Origin of the sequence: Streptomyces sp. HB132 (assembly GCF_016909575.1) — a bacterium.
In the GTDB taxonomy this organism is placed as follows: Bacteria; Actinomycetota; Actinomycetes; order Streptomycetales; family Streptomycetaceae; genus Streptomyces.
This window is the reverse complement of sequence record NZ_JAFBGA010000004.1, coordinates 496,601-519,737: the sequence shown is the minus strand read 5'-3', so window position 1 is coordinate 519,737 and position 23,137 is coordinate 496,601. Positions and strand designations below refer to the sequence as shown.

Genomic DNA, 23,137 nt, shown 5'->3' with positions numbered 1-23,137 from the left:
CGGGCCGACCGGACCGGCGGGCCCGCACGTCACCCGTGGAGTGATCGTGGAACGTCGGACCTTCTTGCGCACAGCGGTGATCGGCACCTCGGCGGCGGCTTTCGGCGGCACCCTGTGGCGGGGTGCCGCCTTCGCGGCCCCTGCCCAGCCGGCCACCGGCCCCTACGGCCCGCTGCAGGCGGCGAACGGCAACGGCATCCTGCTGCCGAGCGGTTTCACCAGCAGGATCATCGCCCGCTCCGGGCAGACCGTCCCCGGCACCTCGTACAGCTGGCACAGCGCGCCTGACGGCGGCGCCACCTTCACCGACGGCGGCGGCTGGATCTACGTCTCCAACGCCGAGGTGTCCGCGGGCAGCGGCGGCGGGGCGAGCGCGGTGCGCTTCGACTCCTCGGGGACGGTCACCTCGGCGTACCGGATCCTGTCGGGCACGAACAACAACTGCGCGGGCGGCCGGACCCCGTGGAACACCTGGCTCTCCTGCGAGGAGGTCACCCGCGGCTTCGTGTACGAGACCGACCCGTGGGGCGTGGACGCGGCGGTGCAGCGCCCCGCGATGGGCCGCTTCAAGCACGAGGCGGCGGCCGCGGACCCCGACCACGGTTACGTCTACCTGACCGAGGACGAGACGGACGGGCGGTTCTACCGTTTCCGTCCCGCCTCCTGGGGCGACCTGTCGTCCGGCACGCTCCAGGTGCTGGTCGCGGGCACCGGCACCTCGGGCCCGGTGACCTGGACGACGGTCCCCGACCCGGCCGGTTCGCTCACCCGGACCCGGTACCAGGTCTCCGGCGCCAAGGTGTTCAACGGCGGTGAGGGCTGCTTCTACGCGGCGGGCACCTGCTGGTTCACCACCAAGGGCGACAACAGGGTGTGGGCGTACGACGCCAACGCCTCGTCCCTCTCGCTCGCCTACGACGACTCGCTCGTCACCAGCGGCACCGCCCCGCTCACCGGCGTCGACAACGTCACCCGCGCCGTCTCCGGCGACCTGTACGTCGCCGAGGACGGAGGGAACATGGAGATCTGCCTGATCACCCCGGACGACACGGTCGCCCCGTTCCTGCGGATCAGCGGCCAGTCCGGTTCGGAGATCACCGGCCCCGCCTTCTCCCCCGACGGCCGCCGGCTGTACTTCTCCTCGCAGCGCGGGACCAGCGGGAGTTCGTCCGGCGGCATCACCTACGAGGTCACGGGCCCCTTCCGCTCCTGACGCCCGCCGGGGGCAGCGGTCACGGAGCCGGCGCCGCGACCGCTGCCCCCTCCGCTGTCAGGCCTGGCCCTCGACCGCCGCCGGGTCCATCCAGACGACCTCCCAGATGTGGTGGTCGGGGTCCTGGAAGGAACGGGCGTACATGAAGCCCTCGTCCATGGGGTCGTTGGCGGGCGTCCCGCCATTGGCGAGCGCCGCGTCGGCCATCTCGTCGACCTTCTCCCGGCTGTCCGCGCTCAGGGCGACGAGGACCTCGGTCGTCCTCGACGCGTCGGCGATCTCCTTCTTGGTGAACTCCTTGAAGCGCGGCTCGCTGATGAGCATGGCGAAGATCGTGTCGCTGATCACCAGGCAGGCCGTCGTCTCGTCGCTGAACTGCGGGTTGAATCCGAACCCGAGCTTCGCGAAGAAGTTCTTCGTCGTCTCGAGGTCCTTGACCGGCAGGTTCACGAAGATCATCTGAGGCATGGCGTCCACTCTTCCGTCCGGCACCGTGCGGCGCTCCCTGCGAGCGCCTACGAGAGGTAGACGACGGGGGACCGCAAAACTCATCGCGTCCGGCCGGCCGCATCCCTCAGGGCACGGCGATCGGCGCCCCGCCCCTGAGAAGCTCGGAGCCCAGCGGTGTGAGGGTGTGCAGGACCGAGCCGCCGTGGCGCAGGGTGCGGACCAGGCCCGCCTCGCGCAGGACGCAGGCGTGCTGGCTGGCCGAGGCCAGGGAGACCCCGGTCCTGCGGGCCAGCTCGCTCGTCGTACAGCCGCTGTCTATGGCCCGCAGGACCGCGGAGCGGGTGTGGCCCACGAGCCGGCCGAGCCAAGGGCCCGGCCCGGCGGCGGTCGGGGCTCCGGGGTGGGTGACCGGGTAGACGAGGACCGGCGGGAGGTCCGGGTCGCGGTAGACGACGGGGGTGCCCCGGCAGAAGAACGACGGCTGCAGCAGCAGACCCCGTCCGTCGAGGCGCAGCTCACGGTCCACGGGGTAGTCCGCCTCCAGCACCGGGGCGCGCCAGCGGATCATCGGCGGCAGGGTGGCCAGGAGCTCGTCCGCCCCACCGTCCAGCAGGGCGCGGCCCCGGACGGCACGGTCGGCCTCCACGCTGGCCCGGATGTGCGGCCAGTACGGCTCGACCGCGGCACGGTGGTAGGCCCGCAGGGTGGACATGAGCCGCCCCAGCGGCTCCGTACGCCCCTCGACGAGCGCCTCCGGCAGCACGGGGCCCGCCGACGGCCTGCGGGCGGGGGAGCCGTCTCCCGCCAGCAGTCCGAGCTCCTCGTGGATCCGGTCCACCGGGGTGTCACGCAGCGCCTCCATTCCGGCATCGAGTCCGAATGGTTCGGCGCCTTCCTGAGAAGGCGTCAGGAAGTCGGGGAAATAGCCCCGCGGCGGAACGACCGCGGACAGCAGACGCGCTTCCCCATTCAACCGGGTGCGGGATTCCTTCCGCCATTCCCCGAACACCGTGGAACCCCTCCGGTCCCTCAGCCGGTGAAAACTGAGAACGGTCTCCCACATCGCGTCCGGCCTCGTGGCCATCCGCACGCGCGAAAGGTCCACCCCGGACACATGGATACGCAGCACCGAACCCCCACCTGTTGCATCCGCAATTCCCCCACCGAAGCGTATGCACAGCGTCACAGGAGGTCACCACGGGGTTTCGGCCACAGTTGAAATGTCTCGCCCCTACCCCCGCCACCCGAAAAGCTGTACGACGTCGGGTGCGTTACCGGAGTCACCGAAGAGCGGGTGAAGGCCGTGGGGGGCTTCGCCCGTTCGGCGGCGGTGAACGACGGTGCGGCTCCGCACCCGGCAGGGGTAAACGGGTGCGGTCCGGGGGTGGGGATCCCCGGGCCGCACCCAGGCCCCGCGTCCCCGATTTGCGCACCGAACGGTGAAAAGCCAACCACTTCTCATGGTTCGCCTTTCAAATTGACGAAGCGGCGGCACCCCCGCACAGGGTGCCGCCGCTTCCGGGTAATCCGGCTCCGCCGTAGGACCGATGAGGGTCCGTGTGATCCGCCGGCGGTATCCGGAGTCGTGTCGGGCGCCGACCGCCCGGTACTCAGCGGCTGTCGCTGCCCCGCGACTGGGCGGCGGCCCGGCCCGCTTCCAGCCGGGCGACCGGAATACGGAAGGGCGAACAGGAGACGTAGTCGAGGCCCACCTCGTGGAAGAAGTGCACCGACTCCGGGTCACCGCCGTGCTCGCCGCAGATGCCGAGCTTGAGGTCCGGGCGGGTGGCCCGGCCGGCCTCCACGGCGCTGCGTACGAGGGCGCCGACGCCGTCCTTGTCGATCGTCTCGAACGGGGACACCCCGAAGATGCCCTTCTCCAGGTACGCGGTGAAGAACGAGGCCTCCACGTCGTCACGGGAGAAGCCCCACACCGTCTGGGTCAGGTCGTTCGTGCCGAAGGAGAAGAACTGCGCGGCCTCGGCGATCTGGCCGGCGGTGAGCGCGGCACGGGGCAGCTCGATCATCGTGCCGATGCTGAGCTTCAGCTCCGTACCGGTGGCCGCCTCGACCTCGGCGATCACCTGGTCGGCCTCCTCGCGGACGATCTCCAGCTCCTGGACCGTGCCGACGAGCGGGATCATGATCTCGGCCCGCGGGTCGCCCTTGGCGTTCTTGCGCTGCGCCGCCGCCTCGGCGATCGCCCGGACCTGCATCGCGAACAGACCGGGGATGACCAGGCCCAGACGGACGCCGCGGAGTCCGAGCATCGGGTTCTGCTCGTGCAGCTTGTGCACGGCCTGCAGGAGGCGCAGGTCGTTCTCGTTCGCGTCCTTGCGGGACTCGGCGAGCGCGACCCGCACGGAGAGCTCGGTGATGTCGGGCAGGAACTCGTGCAGCGGCGGGTCGAGCAGCCGTACGGTGACGGGCAGCCCGTCCATCGACTCGAACAGCTCGATGAAGTCGGCCTTCTGGAGCGGCAGGAGCGCGGCCAGCGCGGCGTCGCGCTCGTCGTCGGTGTCCGCGAGGATCAGCTTCTCGACCATCTCGCGGCGTTCACCGAGGAACATGTGCTCGGTGCGGCACAGGCCGATGCCCTGGGCGCCGAAGCGACGGGCCCGCGAGGCGTCCTCGGCGTTGTCCGCGTTCGCCCGTACCCGCAGGCGGCGTACCCGGTCGGCGTACGCCATGATCCGGTGCACGGCGGAGACGAGCTCGTCGGCCTCGTCGGCGCCCGCGTGCACGCGGCCCTCGAAGTACTCGACGACCGGGGACGGCACGACCGGGACCTCGCCGAGGTACACCTTGCCGGTGGACCCGTCGACGGAGACGAGGTCACCCTCCTCCACGACGGTGTCCCCGACCGTGAGCCGGCGGCGCTTGGTGTCGACCTCGATCTCCTCGGCGCCGCAGACACAGGTCTTGCCCATGCCGCGGGCGACGACGGCGGCGTGCGAGGTCTTGCCGCCGCGCGAGGTCAGGATGCCCTCGGCCGCGATCATGCCGTCGAGGTCGTCGGGGTTGGTCTCCCGGCGGATGAGGATGACCTTCTCGCCCGACCGCGACCACTTGACGGCGGTGTACGAGTCGAAGACGGCCTTGCCCACGGCCGCACCCGGCGACGCGGCGATGCCGCGGCCCAGCAGCACGCTGGCGGCGCCGTGGTCGAAGCGCGGGAACATCAGCTGCGCGAGCTGGGCCCCGTTGACCCGCTGGAGCGCCTCGGCCTCGTCGATGAGGCCCTGGTCGACGAGCTGGGTGGCGATGCGGAAGGCGGCGCCGGCGGTGCGCTTGCCGACCCGGGTCTGAAGCATCCAGAGCTGGCCGCGCTCGATGGTGAACTCGATGTCGCAGAGATCCTTGTAGTGGGTCTCCAGCGTCTCCATGATCTTCATCAGCTGGTCGTACGACGTCTTGTCGATCGACTCCAGCTCGGCGAGCGGCACCGTGTTGCGGATGCCCGCGACGACGTCCTCGCCCTGCGCGTTCTGGAGGTAGTCGCCGTAGACGCCCTGGTGGCCACTGGCCGGGTCGCGGGTGAAGGCGACGCCCGTGCCGGAGTCGGGGCCGAGGTTGCCGAAGACCATCGAGCAGACGTTGACGGCCGTGCCGAGGTCGCCGGGGATGCGCTCCTGGCGGCGGTAGAGCTTGGCCCGGTCGGTGTTCCACGAGTCGAAGACCGCGTTTATGGCCAGGTCCATCTGCTCACGCGGGTCCTGCGGGAAGTCCCGCCCGGCGTCCCGCACGACGATCTTCTTGAAGTGCTCGACCAGCCTCTTCAGGTCGGCCGCGTCCAGATCCACGTCGACCGTGACGCCCTTGGCCTCCTTCGCCGCCTCCAGCGCCTCCTCGAAGAGGTCGCCGTCGACACCGAGCACGGTCTTCCCGAACATCTGGATGAGGCGGCGGTAGGAGTCCCAGGCGAAGCGCTCGTCGCCGGCCTGGGCGGCGAGGCCCACGACCGAGGCGTCGGAGAGGCCGATGTTGAGGACCGTGTCCATCATGCCGGGCATCGAGAACTTCGCGCCGGAGCGGACGGACACCAGCAACGGGTCGTCGGCCTGGCCGAGGTTCTTGCCCATCCGCTTCTCGAGCGCCTCGAGGTGCGAGCTGACCTCGTCGCGCAGCTCCGCCGGCTCGTCACCGCTGTCGAGGTAGACCTTGCAGGCCTCGGTGGTGATCGTGAAACCCGGAGGGACGGGCAGCCCGAGGTTGGTCATCTCGGCGAGGTTGGCACCCTTGCCGCCCAGAAGATCTTTCAGATCCTTGTTGCCCTCGGTGAAGTCGTAGACGAACTTCTGGGGATCTTTGTTTTCCGACACGGGTCTCGACTCCTCGAGGACGCGGTGGCTGCCCTGACGGCGAGGAACATACCCAGATCGAAGGTGTCTGGGTACGCCCACGTGCGCGTCACGAGGTCTCAACCACCCGTCCGCCAGCAGATCGAAAGTAACGCGTCGGTACCTCCGGAAGGAGGAACTCATTCATTTCTTGAAGTCATAGTCACGAAGAGTGGGCACTTGTGTGCGATGTGATCACGCGAGGTAGTGGATGCCTTGATCGATCAAAGTAAACTCACCTGGCACCCAGTGCCGTCATTTGAGAAGTACAGCCGCCCGATGAGCGCTCATCTGAGCCAAACACCCCTCAGGGGTGGCGAGAATCACGCCGTCCCCCGCGCTCAGATGTCACCATCCGGACGCCCGTACGCCGACTACCGGTGACCCTGGGGTCACGTGGTCACTACGTAAAGTGAGTAAAGCTCGACAGTCGCGGAGCGAACGGGCGCGAGCACCACAGAAGCGGCTGCGGGATGCGACTCAGGGCACGGAAAAGCCCGCTCATTTGAGCGGGCTTTTGAGGGGGCACTCGGTGCCCTTGCGCGGGGCCGGCTCTCAGCCGCCCGAGGTGTCCAGCTCCGCCTCGGCGCTCACGCCCGCGCAGTCGTACGGGTCCTTGAGCCAACCGTCCGGCAGTGCCACCCGGTTGTTGCCCGACGTGCGCCCCCTGGGGCCGTCCGCGCCCTGCGGCCAGGGCTGGTCCAGGTCGAGCTCCTGGAGCTGGCCGCCCAGCTCCTCCAGCGACGACGTGACCGCCAGCCTCCTGCGCATGTCCGAGCCGACCGCGAAGCCCTTGAGGTACCAGGCCACGTGCTTGCGGAAGTCGATCACGCCCCGGCTCTCGTCACCAATCCACTCCCCCAGCAGCGTGGCGTGGCGCAGCATGACGTCCGCGACCTGGCGCAGGTCGGGCGCCTGCCTCGTCCCCGCGCCCTCGAAGGCGCTGACGAGGTCGCCGAAGAGCCACGGGCGCCCCAGGCAGCCGCGGCCGACGACGACGCCGTCACAGCCCGTCTCGCGCATCATCCGCAGGGCGTCGTCGGCGCTCCAGATGTCGCCGTTGCCGAGGACGGGGATCTCGGGGACGTGCTCCTTGAGACGCGCGATGGCGTCCCAGTCGGCCGTGCCGCCGTAGTGCTGCGCGGTTGTCCTGCCGTGCAGGGCGACGGCGGTGACGCCCTCCTCGACGGCGATGCGGCCCGCGTCGAGGTAGGTGGTGTGGTCGTCGTCGATGCCCTTGCGCATCTTGATGGTGACGGGGAGGTCGCCCGCCTGCTCCACGGCCTCGCGGAGGATCGCGCGCAGCAGGGGCCGCTTGTACGGGAGGGCGGACCCTCCGCCCTTGCGGGTGACCTTGGGGACGGGGCAGCCGAAGTTCAGGTCGATGTGGTCGGCGAGGTCCTCGTCGACGATCATGCGGACCGCCTTGCCGACGGTGACCGGGTCCACCCCGTACAGCTGGATGGAGCGCGGGGTCTCGCTCGCGTCGAAGTGGATGAGCTGCATGGTCTTCTCGTTGCGCTCGACCAGCGCCCGTGTGGTGATCATCTCGCTGACGAACAGCCCCTTGCCGCCCGAGAACTCACGGCACAGGGTGCGGAAGGGCGCGTTGGTGATGCCGGCCATGGGGGCGAGCACGACCGGCGGCTGCACGGTGTGCGGGCCGATCCGGAGCAGCGGGAGGGCAGGGGCGAGCGAGGTCATGGCCCCATTGTCCCGCACGCCGGCAGCGGTGCGGCCCTCGCCGGTCGGGTACCGGCGGGGACGGTCACGGGCCCGGACCACCGAGGTGATCCGGGCCCGTGGTCGTACGGGTCGTGCGAGGAGGTCAGCTCTCGGCCGGTGCGTCCTGCGCCGGCGCGGCCCCCGCTGCGGCGGCACGCTCACGCATCTTGCGCACCAGCTCCTGCTTCTTGTCCTCGGCCGCCTTGCGGTCGCTTTCACGCGCGGAGCCCGCGCCCTGCTGTTCGGCGCGGGACAGCTTCTTGCGCTGTCCGCCCACACCGAGGAGGCTGTTGCGGCTCTTGGCCACGGGGTTCTCCCATTCGTGGTGAGAAATGAGGTCCGAGGTGATCGGAGACCTCGGGGATCGATTCGGTGGGCGACGGGCGGTCGGCCCGTCGCACGCTCACTCGTAGATCTGGAAGAACGAAGACATGCCCGAAAAGGTACCCGGCCCGAGTGGGCGTCCACACCCGGTTTTCGGGCGGAGGCCCCCGGCGCGGGTTCAGGCGGTCGGGTCGACCGTCGCCTGATGGGCCTCGGCCAGGTGCTCCTCGGCCTTCAGCCAGGGCAGGAACTGCGTGCTCCGGCGCCATCCGCAGGTGTCGCAGGCCAGTTGCCGCCGCGTCCCCGACTTCCTTACGTGAACGATGTGTTCACGACCGTGCTGGTCCCATCTGCTGACCTTGCTCGTGGTCATGGACGGCATGCCGGCCTCCCCTGTGGACGAGTGGGCCCAGTGTGCACGAGGCCCCCGGCTCCATGAGGCGGAACCGGGGGCATCGTTATGGAGACGGGTGCCGTCAGCAGCCCAGCAGACGGGAGCCGAGGTAGCCCTGGATCTGGTCCAGGGAGACGCGCTCCTGCTTCATCGTGTCGCGCTCGCGCACGGTCACCGCGTTGTCGTCGAGGGTGTCGAAGTCGACGGTGACGCAGAACGGCGTACCGATCTCGTCCTGGCGGCGGTAGCGGCGGCCGATGGCGCCCGCGTCGTCGAACTCGATGTTCCAGTTCTGCCGCAGGTCGGCGGCGAGGCCCTTGGCCTTCGGCGAGAGCTGCGGGTTGCGGGACAGCGGCAGGACCGCGACCTTGACCGGCGCCAGGCGCGGGTCGAGGCGCATCACGGCGCGCTTCTCCATGACGCCCTTGGCGTTGGGGGCCTCGTCCTCGCTGTAGGCGTCGAGGAGGAAGGCCAGCATCGACCGGCCGACACCGGCTGCGGGCTCGATCACGTAGGGCGTGTAGCGCTCGCCCTTCTCCTGGTCGAAGTAGTGCAGCTCCGTGCCGGACGCCTTGGAGTGCGCCTTGAGGTCGTAGTCGGTGCGGTTCGCCACGCCCTCCAGCTCGCCCCACTCGCTGCCGCCGAAGCGGAAGCGGTACTCGATGTCAGCGGTGCGCTTGGAGTAGTGGGAGAGCTTCTCCTTCGGGTGCTCGAACCACCGCATGTTCTCCTCGCGCAGGCCCAGGCCGGTGTACCAGTTCCAGCGCTGCTCCATCCAGTACTCCTGCCACTGCTCGTCCTCGCCCGGCTTGACGAAGAACTCCATCTCCATCTGCTCGAACTCGCGCGTGCGGAAGATGAAGTTGCCCGGAGTGATCTCGTTCCGGAAGGACTTGCCCATCTGCGCGATGCCGAACGGCGGCTTCTTGCGCGAGGTCTGCAGCACCTGGCCGAAGTTGGTGAAGATGCCCTGGGCGGTCTCGGGACGCAGGTAGGCGACGGAGCCGGTGTCCTGGGTGGGGCCGAGGTGGGTGGAGAGGAGCCCCGAGAACGCCTTGGGCTCGGTGAAGGTGCCCTTGTTCCCGCAGTTGGGGCAGTTGAGGTCGGCCAGGCCGTTGACGGGCGGCTTGCCGTGCTTCTCCTCGTACGCCTCCTCCAGGTGGTCGGCGCGGTAGCGCTTGTGACAGGAGGTGCACTCGGTGAGCGGGTCGGAGAACGTGGCGACGTGTCCGGAGGCGACCCAGACCTCGGGGGCAAGGATGACCGACGAGTCGAGACCGACCACGTCCTCGCGCGCGGTGACCATGTAGCGCCACCACTGGCGCTTGAGGTTCTCCTTCAGCTCGACGCCCAGTGGCCCGTAGTCCCACGCGGCCTTCTGGCCGCCGTAGATCTCACTGCAGGGGTAGACGAAGCCACGGCGCTTGCTCAGGCTGACGATGGTGTCGATCTTGTCGGCGGCCACGGTGCTCTCTTCATTACGACGGCGGAACTGGACAGGGGCGGCGCGAAGCGCCTCGCTGGGGGCTGTACGCGAGGCGGGCGGGCGAATGCCCCAGATTACCGGCGGGCGCACCCCTTGGATCAAATCGGTGGGGCGCATCGCGGTCACCGGGTCCGGATCCGGGCATCTCATCAGCCTTGTTGACAATCGTTTCCACTTTTGTTGAAAATGACTGTCATGAACGTACGTCGCCTCATACCCACAGCCGCCGTCGCCGGAGCAGTAGCCCTCGGCCTCACCGCGCTCTCCGCCTGCTCCTCCTCCGACGCGGCCGAGGGCGGAAGCGACGGCAGGCTGAACGTGGTGGCGTCCTTCTACCCGATGCAGTTCCTGGCCGAGGAGATCGGCGGATCCCACGTCTCGGTCACCACCCTCACGAAGCCGGGCACCGAGCCGCACGACCTGGAGCTCTCCCCCCGGCAGACCGGCAGCCTGAGCGAGGCCGACTACATCCTGTTCCTCAAGGGCGTCCAGCCCGCCGTGGACGACGCCGTCGCGCAGGCCGGCGTGGAGGACACCGTGGACGCGGCGGAGCTCACCACGCTCGAGAAGCACGGCTCCGAGGTCGGCCACGACCACGGCCACGAGGAGGGCGAGGACCACGGGCACGAGGACGAGGAGGCCGGCCTCGACCCGCACATCTGGCTGGACCCGGTGAAGTACGCCGAGGTCGCCGAGGGTGTCGGCAAGTCGCTGGAGAAGGCCGACCCCGACCATGCCGCGGACTACCGGAAGAACACCGACGCCCTGGTCACCGAGCTGAACGCGCTGAACACGGCGTACGAGACCGGGCTGAAGAGCACCGCCACCAAGACGTTCATCACCACGCACTCCGCCTTCGGGTACCTCGCCGAGCGCTACGGCCTCACCCAGGAGGGCATCGCCGGCATCGACCCCGAGGCCGAGCCCAGCCCGGCCCGGATCGACGAGATCCACTCCGTCGCCGAGAAGAGCGGGGCGACCACCGTGTTCTTCGAGACGCTCGCCAGTGACAAGACCGCCAAGACCCTGGCGAAGGACCTCGGGCTGAGGACGGGCGTCCTGGATCCGCTGGAGGGAATCACCGACAAGTCCGCGGGCGCTGACTACACCGAGGTCATGAAGTCCAACCTGACCGCGCTGCAGAAGGCACTCGGCGCGAAGTGACCCAGGCAGCACCCAGACCCGCACCGGAGGCGATCGTGCCCGAGTCCAGTACGCCAGAACCCGTGATCAGCATGCGCGGAGCCACGGCGACGCTCGGCGCGCGCCCCGTGCTGCGCGGCGTCGACCTCACCGTCCACCGCGGCGAGGTCGTGGCGCTGCTCGGCGCCAACGGGTCCGGCAAGTCCACCGCCGTACGCTCCGTCATCGGCCAGGTGCCGCTGACCGGCGGGACCGTCGAGCTCTTCGGCACACCACTGCGCCGCTTCCGCCGGTGGGCCCGCGTCGGATACGTACCGCAGCGCACCACGGCGGCGGGCGGCGTCCCGGCCACGATCCGCGAGGTCGTCTCCTCGGGGCGGCTGTCCCGTACGAAGCTCGGCCTCCCCGGCCGGGCGGACCGGGCGGCCGTGGACCGGGCCATCGAGCTCGTCGGCCTCACCGACCGCGCCAAGGACTCCGTGAACGCCCTCTCCGGCGGCCAGCACCAGCGGGTCCTGATCGCCCGCGCGCTCGCCTCCGAGCCCGAGGTGCTGATCATGGACGAGCCGATGGCCGGCGTGGACCTGGCCAGCCAGGAGATCCTCGCCTCGACACTGCGCGAGCAGGTCGCCGGCGGGGCGACGGTGCTGCTCGTCCTTCACGAGCTCGGCGCGCTGGAACCGCTGATCGACCGGGCGATCGTCCTGCGGGACGGCTGCGTCATGCACGACGGACCGCCCCCCGAGGCCGTGGGCCAGCACGCCCTGCCCGGCCACGACCACGTACACCCCCACGCGGCCTCCGAGCCCGTCCGGACGGGACTGCTGAGCTGATGCTGGAATTCCTGAACCCTCCCTTCATGCAGCGGGCCCTGATCGCGGCCGTCCTGGTCGGGATCACCGCACCCGCCATCGGCATCTACCTCGTCCAGCGCCGGCAGGCCCTGATGGGCGACGGCATCGGGCACGTCGCCATGACCGGCGTCGGTCTCGGCTTCCTGCTGTCCACCAACCCCGTCTGGATGGCGACGCTCGTCGCCGTGGCCGGCTCGGTCGTGATGGAGCTGATCCGCTGGTACGGACGCACCCGCGGCGACATCGCCCTGGCCATGCTGTTCTACGGAGGCATGGCGGGCGGAGTGATGCTGATCAACCTGTCGGACACCGGCTCCAACGCCAACCTGACCTCGTTCCTCTTCGGCTCCCTGTCGACGGTCTCCGAGGAGGACGTCACCGCGATCGTGGTGCTGGCCGCCTTCGTGGTGCTGGTCACCGTGGGGCTGCGGCGGCAGCTGTTCGCGGTCAGCCAGGACGAGGAGTTCGCGCGGGTCACCGGCCTGCCGGTGCGGGTGCTCAACCTGCTGGTCGCGGTGACGGCGGCCGTCACCGTCACCGTGGCGATGCGGGTCGTCGGCCTGCTGCTGGTCAGCGCGCTGATGGTGGTGCCGGTCGCCGCGGCGCAGCAGATCGCGAAGTCCTTCAAGGTGACGTTCGTCCTGGCCGTCGTCATCGGCACGGCCGTCACCCTGGCCGGCACCGTGACCTCGTACTACCAGGACGTGCCGCCCGGCGCGACGATCGTGCTGCTCGCCATCGCCGCGTTCGTCGTGCTCACGGCGCTCGCCACGCCGCTGGCCCGCAGGCGCGCCCGGGGCGGCACGAACGAGCCGGACCGGTGCACCCTTGAGGTACCGGCCGCCCGCCGTGCGAAGGACGACGTACAGGTGTGACCGTGACGCGTGGCCGGGCTGGCACAATGGCCCGACATACGTACGGGCGACACGAGGAGGCAGCTGTGGCGACGGCGCCGATCAGTGGCACGAACGCGGCTCCGGTGCGCGGCCGGTCGACCCGGCAGCGGGCGGCGGTCGCGGCGGCGCTCGACGAGGTCGACGAGTTCCGCAGCGCCCAGGACCTGCACGACGTCCTCAAGCACCGGGGCGACTCGGTCGGACTGACCACGGTCTACCGCACGCTCCAGTCGCTCGCCGACGCCGGCGAGGTCGACGTCCTGCGCACGACCGACGGCGAGGCCGTCTACCGGCGCTGCTCGACGGGGGACCACCATCACCACCTGGTCTGCCGCGTCTGCGGAAAGGCCGTCGAGGTCGAGGGTCCCGCGGTGGAGCAGTGGGCCGAGACCATCGCCTCGCAGCACGGCTACGTGAACGTGGCCCACACGGTGGAGATCTTCGGGACCTGCGTGGACTGCGCGGGCGCCAAGAACTGAACCCGGACGCGCGACGACCGGCCCCGGAGGGGGCCCCGGCTCCCGGGCCCCCTCCGCACGGTGTCAGCCCTTGCTGATCCCGTCGTCCTTGCTGATGTCATCGGCGCCGCCGAAGCGCCGGTCGCGACGGGCGAACTCCAGGCAGGCGTTCCACAGGTCGCGGCGGTCGAAGTCCGGCCACAGGACGTCCTGGAAGACCATCTCGGCGTACGCGCTCTGCCAGATCAGGTAGTTCGAGGTGCGCTGCTCCCCGCTGGGGCGCACGAAGAGGTCCACGTCCGGCATGTCCGGGTAGTAGGTGTACTTCGCGAACGTCTTCTCGTTGACCTTCGAGGGGTCGAGCTTCCCGGCCGCGACGTCCTGGGCGATGCGCTGCGCCGCGTCGGCGATCTCGGCCCGGCCGCCGTAGTTGACGCAGAAGTACAGCGTCATCCCGTCGTTGTCCTTGGTCTGCTCCTGGGCGACCTGGAGCTCCTGGACGACGGACTTCCACAGCTTCGGCATGCGGCCGACCCAGCGGATGCGGATGCCCAGCTCGTCCATCTCGTCGCGGCGGCGGCGGATAACGTCCCGGTTGAAGTTCATCAGGAACTTCACCTCGTCCGGCGAGCGCTTCCAGTTCTCCGTGGAGAACGCGTACAGCGAGAGGTTCTTGACGCCCATCTCGATACAGCCCTTGAGAACGTCCATGACGACGCCCTCACCGACCTTGTGGCCCTCGGTGCGGGGAAGACCCCGCTCCTTGGCCCAGCGGCCGTTACCGTCCATCACGACGGCGACGTGCTTGGGCACGAGCTCGCCGGGGATCTTCGGCGGGGTGGCGCCGGAGGGGTGCGGCTCGGGGGCCTTGTACTCACGCCGGTTACGGCCGCCGAGCATCCCGCGTACTGCCATGGGCTTCTCTCGTCTCCCTGTGTCATTTCTCCACGTACCGCAGCGAGCGCAGACCGCGCTCCAGATGCCAGTGCAGATAGGCGGACACGAGCCCGCTCCCCTCCCTGACATGACGCGCCTCGGACGCGTCCGCCGTCTCCCAGTCACCGGTGAGCAGTGCGCTCAGCAGTTCGACGGCCTCCGCCGAGGGTACGACGCTGCCGGGCACCCGGCAGTCGCCGCATATGACGCCGCCCGCCGCGACGGAGAAGAACCGGTTCGGTCCGGGCATTCCGCACCTGGCGCAGTCGACGAAACTCGGGGCGTAGCCGTTGACGGCGAGGGAACGCAGCAGGAACGCGTCCAGGATGAGATTCGGCGCGTGCTCGGCGCGCGCCAGGGTCCGCAGCCCGCCGACGAGCAGCAGGTACTGCTGGACCGCGGGCTCGCCCTCGTGGTCGGTGAACCGCTCGGCGGTCTCCAGCATCGCGGTGCCCGCGGTGTACCGGGCGTAGTCGGAGACGATGCCGCCACCGTAGGGAGCGATCGTCTCGCTCTGGGTGCACAGGGGAAGGCCCCGGCCGACGAGTTCGCTGCCGCGCGCGAAGAACTGCACGTCCACGTGGGAGAAGGGTTCGAGCCGCGCCCCGAACTTGGACTTGGTGCGGCGCACCCCGCGCGCCACGGCACGCACCCGCCCGTGGCCGCGGGTCAGGATCGTGATGATCCGGTCGGCCTCGCCCAGCTTCTGCGTGCGCAGCACGACGCCGTCGTCCCGGAACAAGCTCATACGCCCATTGTCGCCCACGGGCGCGCCGGCCGGTGGGCTGGGACCGCGGGGCGGGCGGTACAGCCCTCAGGAGGGCGTACGCGCCGCCTCCAGCAGCTTCGCGGTGTCCGCGGGGCAGAGCTGGAGTGCGCTGCCCACCGTCGTCAGCACCTGGCGCTCCGCCTGGGTGTAGGGGCCGTCCGCCAGCGCGACCCTGGCGCCCCGCAGCAGGAGCGCCTCCCGGCCGGCCACCGCCAGGTGCGGCGCGAGGGGCTTCAGCGTCTCGTGCAGCTCGATGGCGAGGGCCGCGCCACAGGCCTCGGCGTCGGGGTCGGTCCCGTCGCCCGATCCCGTGTCGGCGGCGAGCACCTCGACGATGGTGAAGAGCCGCTCCTGGGAGCAGTCGTCCAGTCCCGCGTCCCGGGCGACGGCCGCGGCCGTCTCCAGGACCGTGCGGGAGGTGCTGCCGCCCGCCGCGAGCACCGCGAGCGTGACCGCGTGCACGGCCTCCCGCAGCATGGCGGAGAAGCGGTTGGTGGTGGGCTGGTCGAGGGTGCCGGGCTCGAAGTGCGTCCCGCAGGCGGCACACTCCACGACGGAACCGGCGCTGCCCCGCGCCAGCAGCGGCAGCCCGAGGACGGTGAGGCGCCGGCGGCCGGTGAGGCGCCGGTAGTTGCGGTCGCCCCCGCAGCACGGGCAGAAGAACTCGCCGTCGCCGACGGTGTCCCAGGCCGTACGGATGCCGTAGATGCGCAGTCTTATGGCGCGTTGTCCTTTGGCTGTCCGCACGTCGCACACCTCCGTAACGCCACGGCAACATTGCCGCGTTGGACGTGATGTTAGCCACATGCGTGATGTGGCGTCAGTATCCCGGACGTCACAACACCCGGATATGGCCGAACCCCGCCCACCCTCGACGGGTGAACGGGGCTCCGGAGCCGGACATTTCAGCGGCGTATGGGACGTATGTCCGCCATGCCGCCCGATGGTGTCAGCGGGTCGCGCGGTTGACCGCGGAGACGACCGCCTTCAGGGAGGCGCGCGTGGTGTTGGAGTCGATACCGATGCCCCACAGCACCTTGCCGTCGATCGCGCACTCGATGTAGGAGGCGGCCTGGGCGCTCGCGCCCTCGCTCATCGTGTGCTCGGTGTAGTCCAGCAGGCGGGCGTCGATGCCGATGGCCTGCAGCGCTTCGAAGAACGCGGAGATAGGTCCGTTGCCCGTGCCGGTCAGCACCGTGTCCGAGCCGTCGACGGTGGCCTCGACGGTGATGGTGTCCTGGCCGTCGGAACCGGTGGTCGTCTGACCGGAGCGGATCTGCACGCGCCCCCAGGCGTTCTCGGGGCTCGGCAGGTACTCGTCCCGGAAGGTCGACCAGATCTGGGTCGGCGTGACCTCGCCGCCCTCGGCGTCGGTCTTGGCCTGAATGATCCGGGAGAACTCGATCTGCATCCGGCGCGGCAGGTCCAGCTTGTGGTCGTTCTTCAGGACGTAGGCGATTCCGCCCTTGCCGGACTGCGAGTTGACCCGGATGACGGCCTCGTAGGAGCGGCCGACGTCCTTCGGGTCGATCGGCAGGTAGGGCACCGCCCACTCGATGTCGTCGACGGTCACGCCCCGGGCGGCCGCGTCGGCCTCCATGGCGTCGAAGCCCTTCTTGATGGCGTCCTGGTGGGAGCCGGAGAAGGCGGTGTAGACCAGGTCGCCCGCGTAGGGGTGGCGCGGGTGGACCTCCATCTGGTTGCAGTACTCGCTGGTGCGGCGGATCTCGTCGATCTGCGAGAAGTCGATCTGCGGGTCGACGCCCTGGGAGAACAGGTTCATGCCCAGGGTGACCAGGTCCACGTTGCCGGTGCGCTCACCCTGTCCGAACAGGCAGCCCTCGACGCGGTCGGCGCCCGCCATGACCGCCAGTTCGGCGGCGGCGACGGCGGTGCCGCGGTCGTTGTGCGGGTGGACCGACAGGCAGACGTACGGGCGGCGGGTCAGGTTGCGGGACATCCACTCGAACCGGTCCGCGTGCGTGGACGGCGTCGAACGCTCCACGGTGGCGGGCAGGTTGAGGATGATCTCGCGGCCCTCCTCGGGCTGCCAGACGTCACAGACGGCCTCGCAGACCTCCAGGGCGAAGTCCAGCTCGGTGTCGGTGAAGATCTCGGGGCTGTACTGGTAGCCGAAGATCGTCTCGTCGCCCAGGATCTTGTCCGCATACTCCATGACCAGGCGGGTGCCGTCCACGGCGATCTGCTTGACCTCCTCCTTCGAGCCGCGGAAGACCACACGGCGGAAGGTGGGGGCGGTGGCGTTGTACAGGTGGACGGTGGCGCGCCGCGCGCCGACCAGCGACTCGACGGTCCGCTCGATCAGTTCCTCGCGGGCCTGCGTCAGGACGGAGATCGTCACGTCCTCGGGGATGGCACCCTCTTCGATGATCGAACGTACGAACGCGAAGTCGGTCTCGCCGGAGGACGGGAAGCCGACCTCGATCTCCTTGTAGCCCATGCGTACGAGCAGGTCGAACATCTCGCGCTTGCGGGCCGGCGACATGGGGTCGATCAGGGCCTGGTTGCCGTCACGCAGGTCGGTGGACAGCCAGCGGGGCGCCACGGTGATGCGGTTGTCCGGCCACGTACGGTCGGAGATGTCCACGGCCTCGTAGCCGCGGTACTTGTGGACCGGCATCCCGGAGGGCTTCTGCAGCCGCTTCGCGTCGGTCACCGGGGTGGCGCCACCGACGGGGGTGGTGACGGCATCGGTGTGCACGGAGGGGTTCACTGCGGTCATGGCGTACGGCTCCTCTGAGGTCCAGCAGGGGCGGCCGACTGTGTCGCTGCAACAGCGAACTCCGCGGGGAGGGAGCCGGCCTACGACTACAGGCCCTCGCCGCGGCAGCTAAGAAGGAGCAGCCCGAAACGCATGATGCGGCAACACTAACCGAGGGGCGCCTGGTGCGTCGGTCCGTATCAGTATGCGGGATCGGGCCCTGGTGGAGGCACAACGGTGATACATCACTCCATTTCGTCAATCACCATTGCAACCAGTGACATTGCGGTGACGGAGTGCCACAGTCATTTGCATGCAGCCTCGCCCGAACAACGGATTCCAGCCCGTCTTCTGCACCATCGTGCCGCCGCACGTCCTCGACAAGCTGTCCCAGGCCGACGATCCGCGCCTGGCCGATCCCGCACGGCGCACCCTGGAGGCCGACGGCGCCAGGCGCCACCACCGGCGGGTGACCGCGCTCGCCCGGACCACCGGGGCCGCCCGTACCTCCGCCGCGGTCCCGACCAAGCCCCACCGCACTCTGCACGACTGCCGGCACGGCACGGACCTGCCGGGTGTCAAGGTCCGCGACGAGGGCGACGAACCGACCCAGGACGCCAGCGTCAACCGCGCGTACGCCGGACTCGGCGCCACCTTCGACCTACTGCTCACGGAGTACGGCCGCAGCTCGATCGACGGCAAGGGGCTGCCGCTCATCGGCTCCGTGCACTACGACGAGAAGTACAACAACGCCTTCTTCGACGGCGAGCAGATGGTCTTCGGGGACGGCGACGGCGAGATCTTCCTCGACTTCACCGTCGCCATCGACGTGATCGCCCACGAACTGGCGCACGGACTCACCCAGTACACGGCCAACCTGGCGTACGAGGGCCAGTCCGGCGCGCTCAACGAGTCGGTGTCCGACGTCTTCGGCTCCCTGGTCAAGCAGCACTCACTGGGCCAGAGCGCGGACCAGGGCGACTGGCTGATCGGTGCGGGGCTGCTCGCCCCCCGGGTCAGCGGCGTCGCGCTGCGCTCGATGAAGGCTCCCGGCACCGCGTACGACGACGACGTACTCGGCAAGGACCCGCAGCCCGCCTCGATGGACGACTACGTCGAGACGGACGAGGACAACGGCGGGGTCCACATCAACTCCGGCATCCCCAACCGGGCGTTCTACCTCCTGGCCACGGCACTCGGCGGCAACGCCTGGGAACGGGCCGGCCGGATCTGGTTCGACGTGCTGACCGGCGGGGAGCTGGCCCAGGACGCGTCCTTCACGGACTTCGCCAAGCTGACCGTCTCGGCGGCGCAGCACAGGTTCGGGGAGGGCGACGAGGCCGAGGCGGTGCTGAAGGCCTGGTCGGAGGTGGGCGTGCCGACCAGGTGACCGGGTAGGTACGAGCGGGGCCGTCCGACGGGGCCAGGCAGGAGCCGTACGCATGCGCATTCAGGTGAGCCGGACCGGCGGGTTCGCGGGTATCGCGCGCCAGGGCGAGGTCGAGACCGCGGGACGGCCCGACGCCGCCGACTGGGAGGCCTTGGCCGAGGCGGCAGTCGCCGTCGGCCGGGGCGGCCCGCCCGCGGGGGTGCCGGACGGCTTCCGCTACCGGATCACCGTGGGCGACCTGACGGTCGACTGCGCGGACCCCCGTCTGACCGAGGCGCAGCGGACTCTGATCTCCCGGGTCCTGAAAGAGGGCGCGTAGCCCCCCGCGGCCCGCAGACGCGTGCTCCCGGGCCCTTCGACCGCACGCGGTGCGACCGGGCCCGGGAGGGCGGCCTCAGAATCCGAGCTTGCGCAGCTGCTTCGGATCGCGCTGCCAGTCCTTGGCGACCTTCACGTGCAGGTCCAGGAAGACCGGGGTGCCGAGCAGTGCCTCGATGTGCTTGCGCGACTTCGTGCCGACGTCCTTGAGCCGCTTCCCCTTCGGGCCGATGATGATGCCCTTCTGACTGGGACGCTCGATGTAGACGTTGGCGTGGATGTCCAGCAGCGGCTTGTCCGCCGGACGGTCCTCGCGGGGCAGCATCTCCTCGACGACGACGGCGATGGAGTGCGGCAGCTCGTCCCGTACGCCTTCCAGCGCGGCCTCGCGGATGAGCTCGGCGACCATGACCATCTCGGGCTCGTCGGTGAGGTCACCCTCCGGGTAGAGCGGCGGGCTCTCGGGCAGCAGGGGTGCGATGAGGTCGGCGAGCAGGCTCACCTGGCCCGCACCTCGCCCGTCACTCCCCTTCTTCGAGGCACCGCGTCCCCCTTCCTGCTCCTCCTTGACCGCCGAGACCGGCACGATCTCGGCCCACTCGAAGCCGAGCTCGTCGGCCAGCGCGGAAACGGCGAGCAGCTGCTCGGCGAGCACCCTGGGCTCGACCAGGTCGGTCTTGGTGATGATCGCGATCTTCGGGGTCTTCTTGATCCCGGCGAGTTCCTTGACGATGAACTTGTCGCCGGGGCCGAGCTTCTGGTCGGCGGGCAGGCAGAAACCGATGACGTCGACCTCGGCCCAGGTGGTCCGTACGACGTCGTTCAGCCGCTCCCCGAGCAGCGTGCGCGGCTTGTGGAGGCCGGGCGTGTCCACCAGGATCAGCTGGGCGTCGTCGCGGTGCACGATGCCCCGCACCGTGTGCCTGGTGGTCTGGGGGCGGTTGGAGGTGATCGCCACCTTCTGACCGACCAGAGCGTTCGTGAGGGTGGACTTGCCCGCGTTGGGGCGGCCCACGAAGCAGGCGAAGCCGGCCCGGTGGGGGGCGGTGTTCTCAGCCTGCTGCGCAGCAGCTTCTGTGTTCGGTCGAGCGCTCATGGCGCCCATTCTCCCCGATCCGGACGGCCGCGATGCACAGCAGGGCGCCGCCGCCCCGGATCAGCCCGCGGTCGCGGTGGACCTGAGCGTTCCGTCGGGCCCCGCGAGAAGCACGGGAGTGTCAGGTCCGCCCAGGTCACGGACCGCGGCCCGGTCGGCGTCGGAGACGTTCGCGGCCTCGGAGACGAGGGCCGCAGCCTCCAGGGACGTGGCACCGCTGGCCACCGCCATGGCGACGGCGGTCTGCAGCGCGCTGAGCTTCAGCGACTCCAGGGCCACGGTGCCGGCGGCGTAGGTGCGTCCGGTCTCGTCCCGTACCGCCGCGCCCTCCGGCACTGCGTTGCGGGCGCGGACGCTGCGGGCCAGCGTGACGATCTTGCGGTCCTCGGGGCCGAGGTCGGTGCTGTCGGTCATGGGCCGAGCATACGAAGTGGGTGGCCACCCACCCCGCGACGGGGTCGGTTCACCGCCGGCCGGGCGGGGTCTACTGCCGGTCCAGGCGCAGACGTTCCGCCCTGGGGAGCCCGGCGACCACCAGGTCGTAGCTGTCCTCCACGAGCTCCCGGACCATCCGGTCCGGGAGCTGGGAGACCGTCACGGTGTTCCAGTGCCGCTTGTTCAGGTGCCAGCCGGGGACGATCGCCTCATGGTCCTTGCGGAGCCGCAGGGCCTCGTCCGGATCGCATTTGAGGCTGACCTGGAGCGGCCGCGCGTCGAGGGAGCTGAGGGCGAACATCTTCCCCAGGACCTTGAAGACCGAGGCCTCGGGCCCGAAGGGGAACTCCTCCGCGCTCGCGTTGAACTCCAGGCAGAACGTGCGCAGCTCCTGGGGCGTCATGCCGCTTCCATTCCCTCCGGTTCCACCAGCACCGTGACGATCTTGTTCCGGCGGCCCGCAGGGGACTCCGCGGTCAGGCGGAGCTTGCGTCCGTCGGGAAGGTCGACGATCGAGGAGGCTCCGGAGATCGGGACCCGCCCGAGCGCCTTCGCCAGCAGGCCTCCGACCGTCTCCACGTCCTCGTCGTCGTACGCGTCGAGGCCGAACAGCTCCCCGAGGTCGCCGATGTCGAGCCGGGCGGTCACCCGGTAGCAGCCGTTCTCCAGCTCCTGGACGGGCGGGAGCTCGCGGTCGTACTCGTCGGTGATCTCACCGACGATCTCCTCGAGGATGTCCTCGATGGTGACGATGCCGGCCGTGCCGCCGTACTCGTCGATGACGACGGCCACGTGGCTGCGGTCCTGCTGCATCTCACGCAGCAGGTCCCCGGCGTTCTTCGTGTCGGGGACGAATGCGGCGGGGCGCATCGCCGTGGAGACCAGGTCCGCCTCCGCGTCCCGGTTGATGTGCGTCTTGCGGACCAGGTCCTTCAGGTAGACGATGCCGACGATGTCGTCCTCGTTCTCCCCGGTCACCGGAATACGGGAGAAGCCGGAGCGCAACGCCAGGGTGAGCGCCTGACGGACCGTCTTGTACCGCTCGATGCAGACCAGGTCGGTGCGGGGCACCATCACCTCGCGCACGAGGGTGTCGCCGAGCTCGAAGACCGAGTGCACCATGCGGCGTTCGTCGTCCTCGATGAGCGATTCCTGCTCGGCGAGGTCGACCATCGCGCGCAGTTCCGCCTCGCTGGCGAAGGGACCCTTGCGGAAGCCCTTGCCGGGGGTCAGCGCGTTGCCCAGGAGGATCAGCAGCTGCGGGATCGGTCCCATGATCCTGGCCACCGGCAACAGCACGTACGCCGCGGCCGTGGCGGTGTTCAGCGGATGCTGGCGGCCGATGGTGCGCGGCGAGACCCCGATGGCGACGTAACTGACGAGGACCATCACGCCCATGGCGAGGGCGAGGGCCTGCCAGGTCTCGGTGAACTCCTGGAGGCAGGCATAGGTGACGAGCACGCCGGCCGACATCTCGCAGGCGACCCGGACGAGCAGAGCCACGTTGAGGTAGCGGGTGGGGTCGGCGGCGACCTGTTCGAGCTTGGCGCTGCCCCGGCGTCCCGCCCGCACGGCCTCGGCCGCACGGAAGCTCGACGTGCGCGCGATGCCCGCCTCGGCGCAGGCCGCGAGCCAGCCGACGACGATCAGCAGGACGGCGCCGGAGATGAGGGGGACGCTCACGAGACGGTGGGGGCCGGGGACGGACCGGTCAGTCCGCGCTCACCGCGCCAGCCGTCGACGATCGCCGCCTGGAGACCGAACATCTCGGCCTTCTCGCCGGGCTCCTCGTGGTCGTAGCCGAGGAGGTGCAGCACCCCATGGACGGTGAGGAGCTGGAGCTCCTCGTCCATCGAGTGCTGCGTCTCGGCGTCCTCGCCCTGCTTCTTCGCGACCTCCGGGCACAGCACGATGTCACCGAGGAGCCCCTGCGGGGGCTCCTCGTCGTCCTTGGCCGGGGGACGGAGTTCGTCCATCGGGAAGGACATGACATCCGTGGGGCCCGGGAGGTCCATCCACTGGATGTGGAGCTGCTCCATGGCGGCGGTGTCCACCACGATCACCGAGAGTTCGGACAGCGGATGGATCCGCATCCGGGCGAGCGCGTAGCGGGCGATGTCGAGGATCGCCTGCTCGTCGACCTCGGTTCCGGACTCGTTGTTGACGTCGATCGACATGGTGCGCTGCG

The 23,137-nt window shown here is 69.9% G+C and carries 23 protein-coding genes; 7 read left to right on the top strand and 16 right to left on the bottom strand.

Translation table 11 applies throughout. The annotated features are described in order from the left end of the window. Positions 1–46 precede the first annotated feature (46 nt). On the top strand, positions 47–1,213 hold the full coding sequence (locus JOC24_RS13180) for an alkaline phosphatase PhoX (RefSeq protein ID WP_205020408.1): 1,167 nt from the start codon (positions 47–49) through the stop codon (positions 1,211–1,213). Positions 1,214–1,270: 57 nt separating this feature from the next. Here the strand turns inward: JOC24_RS13180 and JOC24_RS13175 are convergent, their stop codons facing one another. From JOC24_RS13175 to JOC24_RS13145, 7 genes are all read right to left on the bottom strand, one after another. Beyond that, the gene (locus JOC24_RS13175) at positions 1,271–1,681 is read right to left on the bottom strand and encodes a VOC family protein (RefSeq protein ID WP_205020407.1); all 411 of its coding nucleotides are present in this window, start codon (positions 1,679–1,681) and stop codon (positions 1,271–1,273) included. Between the two features lie 106 nt (positions 1,682–1,787). After that, positions 1,788–2,792, bottom strand: a complete 1,005-nt coding sequence (locus tag JOC24_RS13170; protein ID WP_205020406.1) for an ArsR/SmtB family transcription factor — start codon at positions 2,790–2,792, stop codon at positions 1,788–1,790. A gap of 481 nt (positions 2,793–3,273) precedes the next feature. After that, a complete protein-coding gene (ppdK, locus tag JOC24_RS13165) occupies positions 3,274–5,985 on the bottom strand; it encodes a pyruvate, phosphate dikinase (RefSeq protein ID WP_205020405.1) in 2,712 nt (903 codons plus the stop codon). A gap of 573 nt (positions 5,986–6,558) precedes the next feature. Next, positions 6,559–7,707, bottom strand: a complete 1,149-nt coding sequence (dusB, locus tag JOC24_RS13160) for a tRNA dihydrouridine synthase DusB (protein WP_205020404.1) — start codon at positions 7,705–7,707, stop codon at positions 6,559–6,561. 124 nt (positions 7,708–7,831) lie between these two features. Continuing rightward, entirely contained in the window at positions 7,832–8,035 is a 204-nt protein-coding gene (locus JOC24_RS13155; protein WP_205020403.1) for a DUF6243 family protein, read from the bottom strand. Between the two features lie 195 nt (positions 8,036–8,230). Beyond that, the gene (locus JOC24_RS13150) at positions 8,231–8,434 is read right to left on the bottom strand and encodes a hypothetical protein (protein ID WP_205020402.1); all 204 of its coding nucleotides are present in this window, start codon (positions 8,432–8,434) and stop codon (positions 8,231–8,233) included. 94 nt (positions 8,435–8,528) lie between these two features. After that, positions 8,529–9,911 (bottom strand): glycine--tRNA ligase, encoded by a 1,383-nt coding sequence (locus JOC24_RS13145; protein ID WP_205020401.1) that lies wholly within the window; start codon positions 9,909–9,911, stop codon positions 8,529–8,531. 216 nt (positions 9,912–10,127) lie between these two features. On the opposite strand from JOC24_RS13145, the gene JOC24_RS13140 reads away from it, so the two are divergent. From JOC24_RS13140 to JOC24_RS13125, 4 genes are all read left to right on the top strand, one after another. After that, entirely contained in the window at positions 10,128–11,096 is a 969-nt protein-coding gene (locus JOC24_RS13140; protein WP_205020400.1) for a metal ABC transporter substrate-binding protein, read from the top strand. A 71-nt stretch (positions 11,097–11,167) separates the two neighbouring features. After that, complete coding sequence (locus tag JOC24_RS13135) at positions 11,168–11,908, top strand: metal ABC transporter ATP-binding protein (RefSeq protein ID WP_205020472.1); 741 nt, start codon at positions 11,168–11,170, stop codon at positions 11,906–11,908. Continuing rightward, positions 11,905–12,804, top strand: a complete 900-nt coding sequence (locus tag JOC24_RS13130) for a metal ABC transporter permease (RefSeq protein ID WP_205020471.1) — start codon at positions 11,905–11,907, stop codon at positions 12,802–12,804. The genes JOC24_RS13135 and JOC24_RS13130 overlap by 4 nt, the downstream gene beginning before the upstream one ends. 65 nt (positions 12,805–12,869) lie before the next feature. Then, positions 12,870–13,304 carry a Fur family transcriptional regulator gene (locus tag JOC24_RS13125; RefSeq protein WP_205020399.1) on the top strand — a complete coding sequence of 145 codons (435 nt, stop codon included), beginning with the start codon at positions 12,870–12,872 and terminating at the stop codon, positions 13,302–13,304. Between the two features lie 63 nt (positions 13,305–13,367). On the opposite strand, the gene JOC24_RS13120 is transcribed toward JOC24_RS13125, so the two are convergent. From JOC24_RS13120 to leuA, 4 genes are all read right to left on the bottom strand, one after another. Then, a complete protein-coding gene (locus JOC24_RS13120; protein WP_205020398.1) occupies positions 13,368–14,198 on the bottom strand; it encodes an isoprenyl transferase in 831 nt (276 codons plus the stop codon). 22 nt (positions 14,199–14,220) lie between these two features. Continuing rightward, entirely contained in the window at positions 14,221–14,967 is a 747-nt protein-coding gene (gene recO / locus JOC24_RS13115) for a DNA repair protein RecO (RefSeq protein ID WP_205020397.1), read from the bottom strand. A gap of 66 nt (positions 14,968–15,033) precedes the next feature. Continuing rightward, positions 15,034–15,735 carry a TerB family tellurite resistance protein gene (locus JOC24_RS13110; RefSeq protein WP_205020396.1) on the bottom strand — a complete coding sequence of 234 codons (702 nt, stop codon included), beginning with the start codon at positions 15,733–15,735 and terminating at the stop codon, positions 15,034–15,036. A 202-nt stretch (positions 15,736–15,937) separates the two neighbouring features. After that, positions 15,938–17,731: a 2-isopropylmalate synthase gene (leuA, locus tag JOC24_RS13105; protein WP_205020395.1), complete on the bottom strand. Its 1,794-nt coding sequence runs from the start codon at positions 17,729–17,731 to the stop codon at positions 15,938–15,940. Positions 17,732–18,023: 292 nt separating this feature from the next. Here leuA and JOC24_RS13100 point away from each other — a divergent pair, with 292 nt between their 5' ends. After that, complete coding sequence (locus JOC24_RS13100; protein ID WP_205020394.1) at positions 18,024–19,100, top strand: M4 family metallopeptidase; 1,077 nt, start codon at positions 18,024–18,026, stop codon at positions 19,098–19,100. A 52-nt stretch (positions 19,101–19,152) separates the two neighbouring features. Further along, positions 19,153–19,419: a protealysin inhibitor emfourin gene (locus JOC24_RS13095; protein ID WP_205020393.1), complete on the top strand. Its 267-nt coding sequence runs from the start codon at positions 19,153–19,155 to the stop codon at positions 19,417–19,419. Positions 19,420–19,494: 75 nt separating this feature from the next. Here the strand turns inward: JOC24_RS13095 and JOC24_RS13090 are convergent, their stop codons facing one another. The 5 genes from JOC24_RS13090 to ybeY form a co-directional block, all read right to left on the bottom strand. Then, positions 19,495–20,523, bottom strand: a complete 1,029-nt coding sequence (locus JOC24_RS13090) for a GTPase Era (RefSeq protein ID WP_205020392.1) — start codon at positions 20,521–20,523, stop codon at positions 19,495–19,497. A gap of 51 nt (positions 20,524–20,574) precedes the next feature. Continuing rightward, on the bottom strand, positions 20,575–20,928 hold the full coding sequence (locus JOC24_RS13085; protein WP_205020391.1) for a cytidine deaminase: 354 nt from the start codon (positions 20,926–20,928) through the stop codon (positions 20,575–20,577). 70 nt (positions 20,929–20,998) lie between these two features. After that, entirely contained in the window at positions 20,999–21,352 is a 354-nt protein-coding gene (locus JOC24_RS13080; RefSeq protein ID WP_205020390.1) for an MmcQ/YjbR family DNA-binding protein, read from the bottom strand. Beyond that, positions 21,349–22,632 (bottom strand): hemolysin family protein, encoded by a 1,284-nt coding sequence (locus tag JOC24_RS13075; protein ID WP_205020389.1) that lies wholly within the window; start codon positions 22,630–22,632, stop codon positions 21,349–21,351. Before JOC24_RS13075 ends, JOC24_RS13080 begins: the two co-directional genes overlap by 4 nt. After that, entirely contained in the window at positions 22,629–23,126 is a 498-nt protein-coding gene (gene ybeY / locus JOC24_RS13070; RefSeq protein WP_205020388.1) for an rRNA maturation RNase YbeY, read from the bottom strand. Before ybeY ends, JOC24_RS13075 begins: the two co-directional genes overlap by 4 nt. Positions 23,127–23,137: the final 11 nt, after the last annotated feature.

Excerpts from the sequence above, each read along its gene's own strand:
- JOC24_RS13175 (WP_205020407.1), bottom strand. The coding sequence starts at position 1,681 with ATGCCTCAGATGATCTTCGTGAACCTGCCGGTCAAGGACCTCGAGACG.
- dusB (WP_205020404.1), bottom strand. The coding sequence starts at position 7,707 with ATGACCTCGCTCGCCCCTGCCCTCCCGCTGCTCCGGATCGGCCCGCAC.
- JOC24_RS13150 (WP_205020402.1), bottom strand. The coding sequence starts at position 8,434 with ATGCCGTCCATGACCACGAGCAAGGTCAGCAGATGGGACCAGCACGGT.
- JOC24_RS13140 (WP_205020400.1), top strand. The coding sequence starts at position 10,128 with ATGAACGTACGTCGCCTCATACCCACAGCCGCCGTCGCCGGAGCAGTA.
- JOC24_RS13135 (WP_205020472.1), top strand. The coding sequence starts at position 11,168 with ATGCGCGGAGCCACGGCGACGCTCGGCGCGCGCCCCGTGCTGCGCGGC.
- JOC24_RS13120 (WP_205020398.1), bottom strand. The coding sequence starts at position 14,198 with ATGGCAGTACGCGGGATGCTCGGCGGCCGTAACCGGCGTGAGTACAAG.
- recO (WP_205020397.1), bottom strand. The coding sequence starts at position 14,967 with ATGAGCTTGTTCCGGGACGACGGCGTCGTGCTGCGCACGCAGAAGCTG.
- leuA (WP_205020395.1), bottom strand. The coding sequence starts at position 17,731 with ATGACCGCAGTGAACCCCTCCGTGCACACCGATGCCGTCACCACCCCC.
- JOC24_RS13100 (WP_205020394.1), top strand. The coding sequence starts at position 18,024 with ATGCAGCCTCGCCCGAACAACGGATTCCAGCCCGTCTTCTGCACCATC.
- JOC24_RS13095 (WP_205020393.1), top strand. The coding sequence starts at position 19,153 with ATGCGCATTCAGGTGAGCCGGACCGGCGGGTTCGCGGGTATCGCGCGC.
- JOC24_RS13090 (WP_205020392.1), bottom strand. The coding sequence starts at position 20,523 with ATGGGCGCCATGAGCGCTCGACCGAACACAGAAGCTGCTGCGCAGCAG.
- JOC24_RS13085 (WP_205020391.1), bottom strand. The coding sequence starts at position 20,928 with ATGACCGACAGCACCGACCTCGGCCCCGAGGACCGCAAGATCGTCACG.
- JOC24_RS13080 (WP_205020390.1), bottom strand. The coding sequence starts at position 21,352 with ATGACGCCCCAGGAGCTGCGCACGTTCTGCCTGGAGTTCAACGCGAGC.
- ybeY (WP_205020388.1), bottom strand. The coding sequence starts at position 23,126 with ATGTCGATCGACGTCAACAACGAGTCCGGAACCGAGGTCGACGAGCAG.